This window comes from Clostridium sp. TJA032, from assembly GCF_058310275.1.
This window is the reverse complement of record NZ_JBZEFB010000001.1, coordinates 21,819-37,198: the sequence shown is the minus strand read 5'-3', so window position 1 is coordinate 37,198 and position 15,380 is coordinate 21,819. Positions and strand designations below refer to the sequence as shown.

The window sequence follows — 15,380 nt, the reverse complement described above, 5'->3', positions numbered from 1 at the left end:
AATAAACCATGCCGTATTATTTAAGACTTCTTGCAATAAAAAGAAGTCTAGGAAAGGCATACTCAAAAAATTCTTTATAACTTTCACAATAATAGTTTAGTGCTAAAGGAGAATTTTCTTTTATATCTCTATCTCTTCTACAGCCTCCACTACAAAGAGAAAACCACTTGCATTTCTTACACTCCTCTTCAACCTTAAAAGATTTTTTTATAAACTCCATATTCTTAGTACTTTCAAATATTTCTTTCATAGAAATATCTTTTATATTTCCAAGTTTCCAATTATCTAAAACATAAAAATCACAAGGATAAACACTTCCATCACTTTCTATGACAAATTGACAAGTACATGTTCCATTCATTCCACAAGAAGATGATTTTCCAAATAAAATCTTCTCTAAAAGAGAATCAAAATATCTAATGCTTATTTTATCTCCCTTTAAAAAGTCTTCATACCAAATATCAAATAAGTTTTTTAAAAAATCACTATACTCCTTAGGTTCTAAAGAGTACTTATTTTTTCCTCGCTCCTCATATATAGGGTCTAAACAATTTATAAACTGAATAAATTTGAAATCTTTTCTTTTAAAATAGTTATAAATTTTTTTAACTTCCTTTGATGTACTAGAAGTTACAACAGATAATATATTAAATTCAACCTTTTCTTTTTTTAAAAGTTCTGCTGTTTTTTCTACCTTGCTAAAAGTATCTAAAAGATTATAATCCTTTCTATTTAAATTATGTATATCCTTAGGTCCATCTAAGGATAAGCCAACTAAAAAATTATTTTCTTTTAGAAATTTAGCCCAATTTTTATCTATTAAAATACCATTTGTTTGTAAACTATTATATATATTTAAATTTTTATAATTATATTTTTTTTGAAAAAAAATCAACTTTTTAAAAAACTCTAATCCTGCTAAAGTAGGTTCTCCTCCTTGAAAAGCAAAATTACAATGTGAAGTAGCTTCATCTAAAACTCTTTTTACAATACTCTCTAAAATTTCTTCCTTCATTACTCCATAATTATAAGTTTCTCTTTTACTGCTTAAAGAATTGTAAAAGCAATATTTACACTTTAAATTACAACTACTTGAAGCTGGTTTTATTAATAAACTTATTGGTGGCATAAAGAAATCCCCCTCCTTTTTAATACCATAAAAATTTTTATAAAATATACTGCTTAATGAAAAATAAATATAATAAAAATTTTATTTACTTAAACAACTCTTATCTTTCCTTTTATTATTTTTACAATCTTATTCATCTCGCATTTATCTCTTCCCTTTAATTTATATTCCCTTCCATCATTTAAAAATAAACTCATTAAATAAACATAATTATTAGAAGTATTGTTTATATCTATATTCTTAATTTCTTTAAAATTTATTTTTTCTTCTTTATTAAGAAAAATACAAATATAATCCTCTCCTAAAATAATAGTATCCTTTAAACTTTCCTTTGTTGTATATATAAAAACTATAATGTAAAAAATAACCATCAATTCTCCCCAAACTATAGAGGAATAACTTTCAAAACTCATAGTTAAAGATTCAAATATAATGCTAATAGAAAAAATTATTAGTATTACTTTAGATATTTTATTATAAGATGATAAATAGAATATCTTAGAATCATTTTTCTTTTTTTCTAAGTTAAGTTCTTTTAATTTATTTCTTCTATAAATAATTAATATTATTAATATTAAAATAAATACAATAAATCTAACAACCATATTTTCTCTTTTTATACCACCAACTTAAATTAACACTTTATTAATTTTTCTTTATTATATCATTACTTGAAATTAAAGGAAATAAAGTTACAAAAAAAATTCTCTCTATAATAAATTTTTATATTATAGAGAGAATTTTCACTTTATCTTGGTATTAATCCAATTTTCTTTTGCATTTTTCTTAAAGTTTTTCTTGCTAAATAGTTTGCTTTTTCTGCTCCTGATTTATATATCTCCTCTAAAGCTTTTTTATCTTCTAATAAAGCCTTAGCTCTTTTTTGTATAGGTTCTAATTCATCAATTATAGCCTTAGCAACATCTTCCTTAAATTCAGCATATCCTTTTCCTTCATAAAATTTCACAACTTCATCAGGTGTATATCCCTTTATTGCACAAAGAATGTTTATTAAATTTTTAACTCCTGGTTGTTCGTCAGTATAATTTACAACTCCAATACTATCTGTAACTGCTCTTGCAATTTTCTTTCTTATAACATTTGGTTCATCCATCATTAAAATAAAGCTATTTTGATTTGAATCTGATTTTGACATTTTCTTAAGAGGGTCTTGTAAGTTCATTATCTTTGCCCCCTCTTTTGGAATGTATCCTTCTGGTATAGTAAAGGTTTCACTATATGTGTTATTAAATCTAGTTGCAATATCTCTAGCAAGCTCTAAATGTTGCATTTGGTCTTTTCCAACTGGAACTAAATCTGTGTTATATAAAAGTATATCAGCAGCCATTAGCACAGGATATACAAATAATCCAGCACCAATTGAATCTCCCATTTTTTTAGATTTATCTTTATATTGAGTCATTCTACTTAACTCACCCATATAAGAATTACAAGTTAAAAGCCAAGCAGCTTCTGAGTGTGCTGGAACATGAGATTGTATAAATAAAGTATTCTTCTCTGTATCAATTCCAGCTGCTATATATATAGCTAAAACTTCTAAAGTTCTTCTTCTTAAATCCTTTGGTAATTGTTTTACTGTTATAGCATGTAAATCAACAACGCAAAAATAGCAATCATACTCCTCTTGTAATTTAGTCCAATTCTTTATAGCCCCTAAATAATTTCCTAAAGTTAAATCTCCTGAAGGTTGTATTCCACTAAAAATAATTTTTTTCTTCTCTTCCATATCTTATTTGATGTTAAAAAACATCAAATCTTCACCTCCTATAATTAATTTATCTATTATACTTAAATAATTTTTAAAATAAAAAAGTCCTATAAGTAAAAACTTATAGGACGAATATATCGCGGTACCACCTATTATTACAGAAAACTTTTCTGTATCTCTTTCTTGTAACGTAAGAATACGGTTTAGAATACTAAATTTCCTCTAAACATCTCAAAGATCCATTCAATTTAAACATAACTACCATACTCACAGCAAAATGTATGACTCTCTTAAAGCCTGTTTTAAATTTACTACTTCTTTTCACAGAAATTTTATATTAAACTTTAATGCTATTTTAACATTTTTTATTTTTTAGTCAAGATTATTTTACCTTCATATATATTATATACAAAGTTTTTGAATTTTTATACTCATCATTAATTAACAATAATTTAATATTTACACCATTTTTTTATTAAATTATCAATTTTATATTTCTATGGCTTTATATATAAAATATTTTTATTGATTTTTCTTAACATTATGATAATATAGTATTATAACTTTTAAATGGAATATTAAAAACATTATATAAAAAACTAAAATCAAATTATATAGTTTTTTAAATAATTCAGAAATTATTTAAATTTAATTATAATTTGATTAGAAAAGAAAGATGGGGTGTATATTATGAATCACAAAAGATCAGATTTTTTAGTAATCGGCTTTGCGCTATTCTCGATGTTTCTAGGAGCAGGTAACCTAATCTTCCCTCCTTTATTAGGAAGAAATTTAGGAGCTGATTATTATTTAGGAATTATAGGTTTTATTGTAACTGGAGTTGGAGTTCCTTTACTAGGAATTTTATCTTCAATAAGAGTTAACGGTAAATTTGAATTATTTGGAGATAAAGTTGGGAAAAAGTTCTCATTAATATATTCAATAGCATTATTTATACTTATAGGACCATTATTAGCTATTCCTAGAACAGCAGCTACTACTTTTGAGTTAGCTTTTGCTCCTAACTTTGAAAATATAAACTACTTTGTAATAATAGTTGTTTATTTCTTAGTAAACTTAATATTTGTTTTAAAACCTTCAAAGGTGATAGATGTATTAGGTAAATTTTTAACACCAGTTTTATTAGCTATATTATTCTTCTTAATTGCTAAAGGTGTTATTAGCCCAATATCTTCTTTAACAAATTCTTATACTCCTGATGCTTTTTCAACTTCTTTACTTGAAGGATATCAAACTATGGATGCTATTGCAGCTGTAATATTCTCTTCAATAATATTAGGTTCTATAAAAGCTAAAGGATACAAGGGTAAAGATAGCTTTAAGTTACTTATTAAAGCTGCAATTATTGCAATAGGTGGATTAGCTATAATATATGGTGGATTAATATTCCTAGGTGCACATACAGGTGATTTAGCCTTAGATTTATCAAATTCCCAATTATTACTTTTCATAGCTGAAAGTATCTTAGGACATGCCGGGGCTATTTTAATAGGCGTTTCTATGGCTTTAGCTTGTTTAACAACTTCTATAGGCTTACTTTCTGCTGGTGGAAGTTTCTTTGAAAGAGTTTCAAATGGAAAATTAAAATATAAATTCAATGTTTTATTAATGACTGTAATAAGTATATTAGTTGCTAGTATAGGATTAGATAAAATAATATCCTTATCAGCAACTTTACTTGGAATAATATATCCTGTAACAATAGTTCTTATACTATTAAACTTATTCCATAAAAAAATCAAAAACCCTCTAGTACATAAGTTAACTGTATATGTTACATTAGTTGTTAGCATATTAATAACTTTAGGTAACTACATACCTGGCCTAGAGAGTATAGTATCAATTTTACCACTTTACTCTAAAGGTTTTGGTTGGGTTTTACCAGCATTAATAGCCTTTATAATACCAAGCTTTATTCCATCAAAGGAAACTGCTACAAACTAATATAAATAATAAAAGGATATTTATCAAAGTTTTTTTGATAAATATCCTTTTTAAAGTTATTCTATAATAAACTTATTTTATAAAACAAATTTTTCAAATACAAAAGCTACTCCATCTTCTTCATTGCTTTTTGTAATAAAATCAGCCTTTTCTTTTACCTCTTCAAAGGCATTTCCCATAGCAACTCCAAGGCCTGCATATTCTATCATATGTAAGTCGTTTCCAGCATCTCCTATTGCTATAACTTCTTCTCTTTTAATACCTAAATTTTCAGCTAAAGACTTAACTCCCTCTCCTTTATTACAAGTTTTACTTAAAAACTCTAAAAAGTATGGTGCACTTCTTACTACTGTATATTTTTCATATAAATCTTTAGGCAATTTTTTTATAGCTTCCTCTAAAATTTCTGGCTCATCTATCATCATTATTTTTATAATTTCTTCATCGTCCTTAATTTCATCATAATTAACTTCATGAATATCAATTTCATTTATACTGCCTTCTAATTCTGTATATTTATTTATCTTTGGAGTTATACAACCAAAATTAGAAAAAGCATGAATATTAACTCCAACTTCTTTACTAATTTCATATAAATGTTTTAAATCAGCACCAGTTAAGGTATCTCTACATATTATTTTATTAGGTCCTATTTCCTTTACTATAGCACCATTAAATGTTAATACATACTCATCTTCATGACATAAATCTAATTCTTTTAAATATTTCTTAACTCCATCTACAGGTCTACCTGTTGCTAAAACTACTTTTACATCTTTTTCTCTAGCTTTTTTTATTGCTTCTTTAGTTTTTTCAGATATGTTCTTATCTTTATTTAATAAAGTACCATCCATATCTATAGCTACTAACTTATACATTGATTCACCTCTTAATTATTTTTTTCATATTCTCGTAAGTTGTTTACAATTTTTTGACATATAATCATGTTTTATTTATTATTAATACACTATTTTTGCATATACACATTTAAGATTATATCATATGATTATTTTTTTTTAAATTATTTAAAAAAACAAAGATTTTTTATTTATTTTATAAAAAACATATTAATTTTTTGTAAATAACTAAAAGTTTTTAAATCATTGAAATGCTTTCCCTATGTTGATATAATGAATTTTGTCACTTAATTATTATTTAATAAGAACTAATTAAATAAACTAACTTAAATTATTAAAATATATAAGTTTAATGGGGGTTTAACATGCCAGTTAGAATTGCAATACTTGGTGGACCACGCTGTGGAAAAACCACTTTAATACAACAACTTTACGTTGAATTTAAAATAAGAGGATTAAATGTTGGTGCTGCAACTGAATATAGTACAGAATATCTTAAAGAAAAAGGTATGATAGAAACTATTTCTGAGCAATATGGTATATACTTAGGTCAACTTCGTTTAGAGGAATCTTTAAATCAATTTGATTATGCTTTAACAGATTATGCAACCTTTGTTCCGTACATATATGGAAGATTCATGTTAGGTGATAAAAAAAGAACTACTAAAGAGATTGAAATCTTAAAAGACCTTTATCACTTAGCCTTAAAAGATCTTCAAAAATACGACTATATCTTCTTTGTTCCTAGAGAATTTGGATACACTCAAGATGGAGTTAGATGGCAAGATGAATCAACAGCAACTGCCGTTGATAATGCACTAAAACAATTTTTAGATAGTGAAAATGTTAAATACAAAACTATTGAAGGTTCTACAAAGGATAGAGCTAAAGAAATTCTTTCTATAATTGGATTATCTAACAAAGAATCCATACCAGCTATAAAGGAATTAAAGAAGAAAAATGCTAATTAAATAAAAGTAGGTCATATTAAAAATATGACCTACTTTTCATTTTAAAGTATTTATTAATTTGATAAGTATTTTATGATATAATAATCTAGGCTATTTAAGAGATAAAAGAATTATTTTCTTAATCTTTCATATTTTATATACATTAATGAAGGAAAATAGTTAATATTTTAATATACATAAAAAATTAAGGAGGAAATTATATTGAGCGATTTAATTAAGGAAATAGAGAGAAGAAGAACCTTTGCAATAATTTCTCACCCAGATGCTGGTAAAACTACTCTTACAGAAAAATTCTTACTTTATGGAGGAGCTATTAGAATGGCTGGTTCTGTAAAGGCTAGAAAAGCTGCAACTCATGCAGTATCTGACTGGATGGAAATAGAAAAGCAAAGAGGTATCTCAGTTACTTCATCTGTTATGCAATTTAATTACGGTGGATATTGTATAAACATACTAGATACTCCAGGACACCAAGATTTCTCTGAAGATACTTATAGAACATTAATGGCTGCCGATTCAGCTGTTATGGTTATTGATGGTGCTAAAGGGGTTGAGGACCAAACAAGAAAGCTATTCCAAGTTGCTTCTCTTAGAGAAATACCTATATTTACTTTTGTAAATAAAATGGATAGAGAAACTAAAGATCCATTCCAACTTTTAGAAGATATTGAAAATGAACTTGGAATTAAATCTTATCCTATGAATTGGCCAATAGGTTGTGGAAATAACTTTAAAGGAGTTTATGATAGAGCTACAAATACAATACATTTATTTGACGGTGGAAATCATGGACAAAGTGAAGTTACAACTATAACTGGTGAATTAGAAGACCCTAAGTTTAAGGAGCTTCTTGGAGAAGATTTACATAATAAATTAATGGAAGATGTGGAATTATTAGATATTGCTGGAGATGAATTTGACTTAGAAAAAGTTAGAAAAGGTGAATTAACTCCTGTATTCTTTGGTTCAGCTCTTACAAACTTTGGTGTTGAACCATTTTTAAATGATTTCTTAAAATTAACTACCTCTCCACTTCCAAGAAATTCTTCAATAGGGGAAATAGACCCAATTAAAGAACCATTCTCAGCTTTTGTATTTAAAATACAAGCTAACATGAATAAAGCTCATAGAGATAGACTTGCTTTTATGAGAATATGTTCAGGTAAATTTGAAAAAGGAAAAGATGTTTTCCATGTTCAAGGTGGTAAAAAGGTTAAACTTTCTCAGCCTCAACAGTTCTTAGCACAGGATAGAGAAGTTGTAGAAGAAGCTTATGCTGGAGATATAATAGGTGTCTTTGACCCTGGTATATTCTCAATAGGAGATACTTTATGCCTAAGCCCTAAAAAATTCAAATTTGAAGGTATCCCTACCTTTGCACCAGAACACTTTGCTAGAGTTAAACCTGTAGATACTATGAAAAGAAAGCAATTTATAAAGGGAGTTACTCAAATAGCTCAAGAAGGGGCTATTCAGGTATTTAAAGAATTGCATATAGGTATGGAAGAAATCATAGTAGGTGTTGTTGGTGTTCTTCAATTTGAAGTTTTAGAATATAGATTAAAAAATGAATATAATGTTGATATAAAAATGGAAAGACTTCCATTTAGATATGTTAGATGGATTGAAAATGAAAATATAGATGTAGATTCTTTAAATTTAACTTCTGATACTAAAAAGGTAAAAGACCTTAAAGATAGAAATCTACTTATATTCCAAAATGATTGGGGTATTTCTTGGGCTATAGACCATAACCCTGGAATAGTTCTTTCAGGTATTGGTAAATCTGACGACTAATAGCTTATTTTAAAGGAAACACATGATTTTAAGAAAATTCTTAATAAATCATGTGTTTTTTTCTATTTTGCAAATCATAATTTAGTTTATATTTAAACTAAATTTATGCTATGATAAAATTATAGTCAATTAATTATTAAAACTTAAATACCCTTTTTAAAAACTAAACTTTCATTAAATACTTCATACTTAAAGTTAGAACTAAGAAAGAGGGAAATTTATGAAAAGTAATATATTAAAAAATATTAAGATTAATAAACCGCTTAGCTTTTTTATTTTAATAATTTGGTGTATTCTCATAGGATTTTTACTTCTTACCTCTCCTTCTCTTTCTAAATTAGTTAGTGAAAAAGGAGGAATTCAACTTCCTAATGATTATTCATCAAAAATATCTGAAATTTTAGAATCGGATAATAAGTTTAATAATAAAGATAGTTATATTGCGGTATTCCATTCTGATAATAAGCTTACAGAGGAGAATTTAAAAGATATAAAAGATACAATTTCTAGATTAAAATCTAATGAAAAAATAGACTATGTCGAAAGTATAAATGATAGTTTTGATACTCCTCAATTAAAAAATCAACTTAACTCAGAAAATGGGAAAACCATAATGGCATTAATGACTGTAAACCCTAAAAATGCTTCTGTAAGCCATATAGAAAAAGTTTTGAATGAAGAGTTAAAAACTCCTGGAGTTGAAACCTATGTTACAGGTCAAAGTCTTATTGAAAATGATGTAAATGTAGCTGCTCAAAAAGGATTAAATAAAACTCAAACAATAACTGTAATATTTATATTTATAGTTCTTATTTTACTATTTAAATCTTTAGTAACTCCCTTCATTCCCCTACTTACAGTTGGCATAAGCTATTTAGGAGCACAATCTGTCGTTGCTATTTTAGCATCTAAATTTAACTTTCCACTTTCAAACTACACTCAGATATTTATGATATGTATAATGTTTGGTATTGGAACTGATTACTCTATACTACTACTAAATAGATTCAAAGAAGAATTAGCTAATGGTAGTAATAGATTAGATGCTGTAAAAACCACATTTAAAACTGCTGGTAAAACTGTTTTATCTAGTGCTACCCCAGTATTTGTTGTTTTTGCCTCCTTAAACTTTATTGGATTTAACTTATACAGAAGTGCTGTTGCTGTTGCAATTGGCATATTATTTTTAATTGCAGCCTTATTTACTATATTCCCTGCTGTTATGATTATTTTAGGGAAAAATATTTTTTGGCCTGTAAAGGGAAGCTTTAAGGCAGAAGAAAATAAACTTTGGGCTAAACTTGCAGGTAAAGCATTTAATAAACCTGTTCCTATTTTAACAGGTATATTTGTAATACTTATACTTCCTATAATGTTTAATAATTTTCATCAATCCTTTAATAACTTAAATGAGATAGGAGATACATACCCTGCTAAAAAAGGATTTAACATAATAGCTAATGACTATGGTATAGGACAAGCTTCTCCTGTATCAATATACATAGAAAATGATGATGATATGAAAAAACCAGAGTATGTAGCACTTATAGAAAAATTATCTAATGATTTACAAAATTCTAGTGATGATATAAAATCTGTTTTAAGTGTTACAAGACCTACAGGAGTTCGTATTGATGAAATTTATGTAAATGATCAAGCTAGTGAGGTTTCAAAAGGTATAAACAAAGCAAATAATGGATTAAACAAAATTACTGAAGGATTAAATGAAGCTGACAAAAAAATAAATTCTTCTAAGGGTAAGTTAAAAGAAGCTGAAGAAGGTACTTCTAAACTTCAAGAAGGAACTGAAAAAACAGAAAATGGTGTAAATGAACTACAAAACGCCCTTAATGAGCTTGTAGAAAGTATTCGTGAAGAACATAATGGAGCTACCGAACTTAAAAATGCAATAGATGGTGCTTTAGATAAAGTTAGTGCTTTAAAATTAAGCAAAACACAACTTGAAGAAGATTATAACACCATAGTTGATGCTGCTAATGATGTTCTTAATAATCTAAATAAGATAAATTCCTTATCAGGAGACCCAAGTTCTGTTAATGTAGATACTAGTAAAATTAAGGAATCTATTTCCTCATTGAATAATCATTTAAATAATTATTCAAAAACTCATCCAGAAATTTTACAGGATGAAAACTTCAAAAAATTCTCTAAAGAACTTAAAGACTTAGATGATAACTCTAATAACTTACAAGGAACCTTTAATAATGGAGATGAAATTAAAGCAATTAATGAAAGTATAGGCGCTTTAAAAATCTTAATAAATACTTTAAACAGTAAAAAAGATACTGTCATAAATGACTTAGAAAAATTCAATTCTGGAATATCAGAAATTGAAAATGGATTAAATTCTTTAGATAATGGTCTTTCAAAATCTTTACAAGGTGGAGAAGAAATTTTATCTAAAGTTCCTGAAATATCAAATGCTTTAAATCAAATTTCTAATGGTCAATCAAAAATTCAAGATGGATTTAAAGAGTTTTCAGGACAAATAAACGAGCTATCTGATGGGCTTGAAGCAGGTTCTAAAGGATTAAGTGAAATTGAAAATGGATTAAAGTATGCAAATGGCTTTATAAATGATTGGGCAAACTTATCTTATAATGTATCTGGTGTTTGTGTACCTATTGAAGTTTTCAGTAATGATGAATTTAAAAAATCCTTAAACCAATATATGAGTTCTGATGGAAAATTATCAGTTATAAACGTAATTACTAAAAATAATCCTTACTCTAATGAAGCAGTTTCTGAGATTCCTGAATTTCAAAACCTTATTAAGGATAGTTTAAAAGGAACAAAATTAGAAAATGCTAATATAGGTATTGGAGGAATGGCTAGTACAACTTATGAAACTAAAAAAATGGCAGATTCAGATTATAACAAGGCTTTAATCTTTGTAATAATTGGAGTATTCATTACTCTAATTATAATATTAAGGTCCTTAACTATGCCAATATATTTAATGGTATCCTTACTTTTAACTTACTTTACTTCAATAAGTATAATACAGTTTGTAGTTACTAAAATAATGGGATATCCAGGAATATCATGGATAACATCATTTTTTGGTTTTGTTGTCTTAATGGCCTTAGGAATAGATTACTCAATATTTATAATGACTAGATTTAACCAAGACCTTAAGGGTTCTATAAAAGAACGTATAATAAGAACAATGAAAAGCATGGGTGGTGTAATTATATCTGCTGTAATTATATTAAGTGGTACCTTTGCAGCCTTACTTCCATCTGGTGTTTTATCATTAATAGAAATTTCCTTAGTTGTTTTAACAGGAATACTTCTATATGTTGTATTTGTTCTTCCATTATTTATACCAGCTATGGTTAAAATCTTTGGAAAAGCAAATTGGTGGCCATTTAAACCAGCTATATCAAAGGATGCAACTCCTTCAGATGATTCTACAGTTACTACTGTAGTTACAACAGTAGTAACCACAACTACAACAACTACAACAACTAAAAATGGCACTTCAACAGTAACAAAGGAAGAATCTAAAACTACAACTAAGAAAGAATAAAATAAAAATAGGCTAATAAAGTTTTATTAGCCTATTTTTATTTATAAATTATAATATGAACCTTTCTATTACCTTTGCTACTCCATCATTTTCATTAGTATCTGTTATATAATCTGCAACTTCTTTTATAGATTCTTCTGCATTTCCCATAGCAACTCCAAGCCCTGCAACTTCTATCATACTAAGGTCATTTTCACTATCACCAATGCAAATAACCTCTTCTCTTTTTATATTTAATTTATTTGCTAGAAACTCTACAGCTCTCCCTTTAGAAGTTCCCTTATTCATAACTTCAAAATTACTTCTTGATGAACTTACAACATATAAATCATCAAAAGTTTTTAATTCTTCCTTAGCTTTAAAAAGATTTTCAACTTTGCTTTTATCATTTTCTATGCATATAGCTTTAAGTATATGATTTTTATAAATTTTAAAAGCTTCTTTAAAATCTATATTTTCTATAAACTTTACCTTTTCCTCTGAACTACTAACTCTTTCATTCATAATTTTATATCCATGCTCCTTTGGAACATCCTTCTCACATATAACTGTATCTGCTGTATTAAAATATACCATGCTAATATCATATTTTTTAATAATATCATATATATTATTTAATTGTTTTAAAGATAAAACAGATTCATAAATTATTTTATCCTCATCTTTTTCCTTTATAAAAGCTCCATTACAAGAAATTATTGGAGTTTTTACTCCTATAAGCTTTGCATAATACTTAGCTGAAGCAAATAATCTTCCTGTAGTTATAGCTACTTTAACGCCTCTTTCAGTAGCTTTTTTTATAGCCTTCTTATTTCTTTCACTAATCTCATGATTATTATTTAGTAATGTTCCATCCATATCTATACATATTAATTTATATAACACAGCTAACTCCCTTCAACTTTTTAATATATAATTTTATTCTTTCCCTATTATCCTAAAATATAGCACTTATTTTTTCAACATTATAAAAACCTATAAATAAAAAAACATATTTACCAATATTTTTTTTTATTTATTCTAATAAGTAAAATTATTTTGGAGAAAATAATTTTAAGCTAAAATATTTATAAAATAAATTCTTTAGCTAAAACCTTACTTATTAAATTTACCCTCTATTTTTAAGTAATATCATAAAAATTTAATTTTGAAAGGAGAATTTAAAATGAGTAAAAAATACCCTCCAAAAGATAGAGACTTTTATAGTCCTGAAGGACATGATTTAGTTTCTTATTCTAAAACTGGTAAAACTCATACTAAACTACCAAACCCAGTAGAAGATGATATTGTTTGTAATAATATATCTTATAGTGAATTTGACTATATTGAAGGAGATATGTTAGAAGACGATACTATTTAAAAAAAGGAGATGGAAAACCATCTCCTTTTAAAATACAATATTATATTTTCTTATATGTTAAAAAATTCTATGAAAGATTTTATACAATCTAAATGGTCTTTAGTTGCACCTAATTCTCTTATAGAGTGCATTGCAAGAATTGGAGTTCCCATATCAACAGACCTTATTGGTAAATGAGTTGAAGATATAGGTCCTATAGTTGAACCACCCCTCATATCTGATCTATTAACAAACTTTTGCACATTTACACCTGCATTTTTGCATATCATTTCATAAACTGCTACTGAATCACTATCACTTGTATAACTTTGAGAAGCCGCAATTTTTATTACAGGACCCTTTCCTAAAACTGGTCTAACTATAGGGTCATGTTTTTCTCCTAAGTTAGGATGAATAGCATGAGCTAAATCTGCTGAAATCATAAAAGACTCAGATAAAGCTCTAAAGAAATCTTCTCTTCCATTTCCTAAAGCTAAAACTATTCTTTCTAAAACAGTTTTTAAGAAATCAGAATCTCCTCCCTGCTTAGTAGAACTTCCAACTTCTTCATTATCAAAACAAACCATAACATTAGTAGCTTTTGATACCTTTGATTCCATTAATGCTTTAATACCAGCATGAACCATAGATAAATCATCTAATCTTCCTGAAGAGATAAATTCCTCATTTAATCCAATTAAAGAACCCTTTTCATATTCATATGGATATAATTCAAAATCAAGAATTTCTTCCTTTTTACAACAAAGCTCTTTACATAAAAGTTCAATTAAATAATTTCCCTTTTCTAATTTTTCATTAACAAGTGATAATAATGGCAGAGTATCCTTTTGTTTATTTATTTTGTATCCCTCATTAACTTCTCTATTCATATGAATAGCTAAATTTGGAATTATCAAAATTGGTTTATTTATATTCACTAATCTATTATCTGGCTTTAAAGGATTTTCACTTCTTAATGTTACTCTTCCTGCTAAAGCTAGTGGTCTATCAAACCAAGTACTTAATATTGGTCCTCCATAAACCTCTGTATTTAACTTAATATAAGTATTTTCAACAACAATCTCTGGATTAGGTTTTATTTTAAAACCTGGTGAATCAGTATGGGCTCCTATTATTTTAAAACCACTCTCTGCAATATCTCCAACTCCAACTACAAAAGCAATTAAAGCTGAATCATTTTTAGTTACAAAGTATTTTCCTTCAAGCTCTATATTCCATCTATCATTTTCTTTTAACTCTTTAAAGCCTTCAAACTCTAAGGTGTCCTTTACGTTTTTTACTGCTTGAAAAGCAGTAGGACTTTCATACAGAAAATTAATTAATTCATTTGCAATAACCTTTTCCATGTGTATCTCACCTTTCTTTACAAAATAGACACTTTTTAATTATACTTTACCACAAAATTCATAATTAACAAAATCTTAAGGTTATAACAAATCTTTTATTCTTAAGGATTAATTCTATAATACCTTTACATACTGTTTTGCCACATAACCTACTTTTCCATTAGCCTTTACTTCGTACCATCCATCTACTTCTTTTATAATTTCAACCTTTTCATTATTTCTTAAAGTTCCTATTATTTCATAGTTGCTTCCTGGTCCTTTTCTAAGGTTTAATGCACTTTTTACTTGTACTATTCCATTTTTACTTTCTGTTGGTTTTTCTTCTTCTACTGGTTTATTATTATTTCCTTCTTCTAAAACTTTTACATATTGTTTTGCTACATAGCCTACTTTTCCATTAACCTTTACTTCGTACCATCCATCTACTTCTTTTATAATTTCAACCTTTTCATTATTCTTTAAGCTTCCTATTATTTCATAGTTGCTTCCTGGTCCTTTTCTAAGGTTTAATTCACTTTTTACTTGTACTACTCCCTTTTTACTTTCTGTTGGTTTTTCTTCTTCTACTGGTTTATTATTATTTCCTTCTTCTAAAACTTTTACATATTGTTTTGCTACATAGCCTACTTTTCCATTAACCTTTACTTCGTACCATCCATCTACTTCTTTTATA

13 protein-coding genes and 1 other annotated feature (1 of these 14 only partly in view) are annotated in these 15,380 nt (G+C 27.0%); of the genes, 5 read left to right on the top strand and 8 right to left on the bottom strand.

The window, feature by feature from the left end:
* Positions 1–16: 16 nt before the first annotated feature.
* From AC4FRL_RS00160 to trpS, 3 genes are all read right to left on the bottom strand, one after another.
* The gene (locus AC4FRL_RS00160) at positions 17–1,129 is read right to left on the bottom strand and encodes an anaerobic sulfatase maturase (RefSeq protein WP_491137912.1); all 1,113 of its coding nucleotides are present in this window, start codon (positions 1,127–1,129) and stop codon (positions 17–19) included.
* An 89-nt stretch (positions 1,130–1,218) separates the two neighbouring features.
* Positions 1,219–1,734 (bottom strand): hypothetical protein, encoded by a 516-nt coding sequence (locus AC4FRL_RS00155; RefSeq protein ID WP_491137911.1) that lies wholly within the window; start codon positions 1,732–1,734, stop codon positions 1,219–1,221.
* Positions 1,735–1,877: 143 nt separating this feature from the next.
* Positions 1,878–2,876 (bottom strand): tryptophan--tRNA ligase, encoded by a 999-nt coding sequence (gene trpS, locus AC4FRL_RS00150; protein WP_491137909.1) that lies wholly within the window; start codon positions 2,874–2,876, stop codon positions 1,878–1,880.
* Between the two features lie 103 nt (positions 2,877–2,979).
* Positions 2,980–3,192, bottom strand: a binding site (T-box leader).
* 356 nt (positions 3,193–3,548) lie between these two features.
* On the opposite strand from trpS, the gene brnQ reads away from it, so the two are divergent.
* Positions 3,549–4,823, top strand: coding sequence for a branched-chain amino acid transport system II carrier protein (brnQ, locus tag AC4FRL_RS00145; RefSeq protein WP_491137908.1), 1,275 nt, complete (start codon positions 3,549–3,551; stop codon positions 4,821–4,823).
* Positions 4,824–4,900: 77 nt separating this feature from the next.
* Here the strand turns inward: brnQ and yidA are convergent, their stop codons facing one another.
* Positions 4,901–5,701, bottom strand: coding sequence for a sugar-phosphatase (gene yidA / locus AC4FRL_RS00140; protein WP_491137907.1), 801 nt, complete (start codon positions 5,699–5,701; stop codon positions 4,901–4,903).
* Positions 5,702–6,045: 344 nt separating this feature from the next.
* On the opposite strand from yidA, the gene AC4FRL_RS00135 reads away from it, so the two are divergent.
* From AC4FRL_RS00135 to AC4FRL_RS00125, 3 genes are all read left to right on the top strand, one after another.
* The gene (locus AC4FRL_RS00135; protein WP_491137906.1) at positions 6,046–6,651 is read left to right on the top strand and encodes an AAA family ATPase; all 606 of its coding nucleotides are present in this window, start codon (positions 6,046–6,048) and stop codon (positions 6,649–6,651) included.
* Between the two features lie 201 nt (positions 6,652–6,852).
* Positions 6,853–8,448, top strand: coding sequence for a peptide chain release factor 3 (locus AC4FRL_RS00130; RefSeq protein WP_491137905.1), 1,596 nt, complete (start codon positions 6,853–6,855; stop codon positions 8,446–8,448).
* 220 nt (positions 8,449–8,668) lie between these two features.
* Entirely contained in the window at positions 8,669–12,001 is a 3,333-nt protein-coding gene (locus tag AC4FRL_RS00125; RefSeq protein ID WP_491137904.1) for an efflux RND transporter permease subunit, read from the top strand.
* A 48-nt stretch (positions 12,002–12,049) separates the two neighbouring features.
* On the opposite strand, the gene AC4FRL_RS00120 is transcribed toward AC4FRL_RS00125, so the two are convergent.
* Positions 12,050–12,886 (bottom strand): Cof-type HAD-IIB family hydrolase, encoded by an 837-nt coding sequence (locus AC4FRL_RS00120; RefSeq protein ID WP_491137903.1) that lies wholly within the window; start codon positions 12,884–12,886, stop codon positions 12,050–12,052.
* A 280-nt stretch (positions 12,887–13,166) separates the two neighbouring features.
* Here AC4FRL_RS00120 and AC4FRL_RS00115 point away from each other — a divergent pair, with 280 nt between their 5' ends.
* A complete protein-coding gene (locus tag AC4FRL_RS00115; RefSeq protein ID WP_491137902.1) occupies positions 13,167–13,361 on the top strand; it encodes a hypothetical protein in 195 nt (64 codons plus the stop codon).
* 50 nt (positions 13,362–13,411) lie between these two features.
* Here the strand turns inward: AC4FRL_RS00115 and AC4FRL_RS00110 are convergent, their stop codons facing one another.
* From AC4FRL_RS00110 to AC4FRL_RS00100, 3 genes are all read right to left on the bottom strand, one after another.
* On the bottom strand, positions 13,412–14,713 hold the full coding sequence (locus AC4FRL_RS00110) for a M18 family aminopeptidase (protein WP_491139510.1): 1,302 nt from the start codon (positions 14,711–14,713) through the stop codon (positions 13,412–13,414).
* 108 nt (positions 14,714–14,821) lie between these two features.
* On the bottom strand, positions 14,822–15,178 hold the full coding sequence (locus AC4FRL_RS00105) for an SH3 domain-containing protein (RefSeq protein ID WP_491139509.1): 357 nt from the start codon (positions 15,176–15,178) through the stop codon (positions 14,822–14,824).
* A 163-nt stretch (positions 15,179–15,341) separates the two neighbouring features.
* A protein-coding gene (locus AC4FRL_RS00100; protein ID WP_491139508.1) for an N-acetylmuramoyl-L-alanine amidase crosses the window boundary here: on the bottom strand, positions 15,342–15,380 show its 3' end. The gene runs 855 nt beyond the window's last position; 39 of the gene's 894 nt are visible here — the last part of the coding sequence; its start codon lies beyond the right edge, outside the window — the gene reads right to left on this strand; the stop codon is at positions 15,342–15,344.

What these genes read in the sequence shown, in the direction of transcription:
- AC4FRL_RS00160 (WP_491137912.1), bottom strand. Translation starts at nt 1,129, where the DNA reads ATGCCACCAATAAGTTTATTAATAAAACCAGCTTCAAGTAGTTGTAAT.
- AC4FRL_RS00155 (WP_491137911.1), bottom strand. Translation starts at nt 1,734, where the DNA reads ATGGTTGTTAGATTTATTGTATTTATTTTAATATTAATAATATTAATT.
- trpS (WP_491137909.1), bottom strand. Translation starts at nt 2,876, where the DNA reads ATGGAAGAGAAGAAAAAAATTATTTTTAGTGGAATACAACCTTCAGGA.
- brnQ (WP_491137908.1), top strand. Translation starts at nt 3,549, where the DNA reads ATGAATCACAAAAGATCAGATTTTTTAGTAATCGGCTTTGCGCTATTC.
- yidA (WP_491137907.1), bottom strand. Translation starts at nt 5,701, where the DNA reads ATGTATAAGTTAGTAGCTATAGATATGGATGGTACTTTATTAAATAAA.
- AC4FRL_RS00135 (WP_491137906.1), top strand. Translation starts at nt 6,046, where the DNA reads ATGCCAGTTAGAATTGCAATACTTGGTGGACCACGCTGTGGAAAAACC.
- AC4FRL_RS00125 (WP_491137904.1), top strand. Translation starts at nt 8,669, where the DNA reads ATGAAAAGTAATATATTAAAAAATATTAAGATTAATAAACCGCTTAGC.
- AC4FRL_RS00115 (WP_491137902.1), top strand. Translation starts at nt 13,167, where the DNA reads ATGAGTAAAAAATACCCTCCAAAAGATAGAGACTTTTATAGTCCTGAA.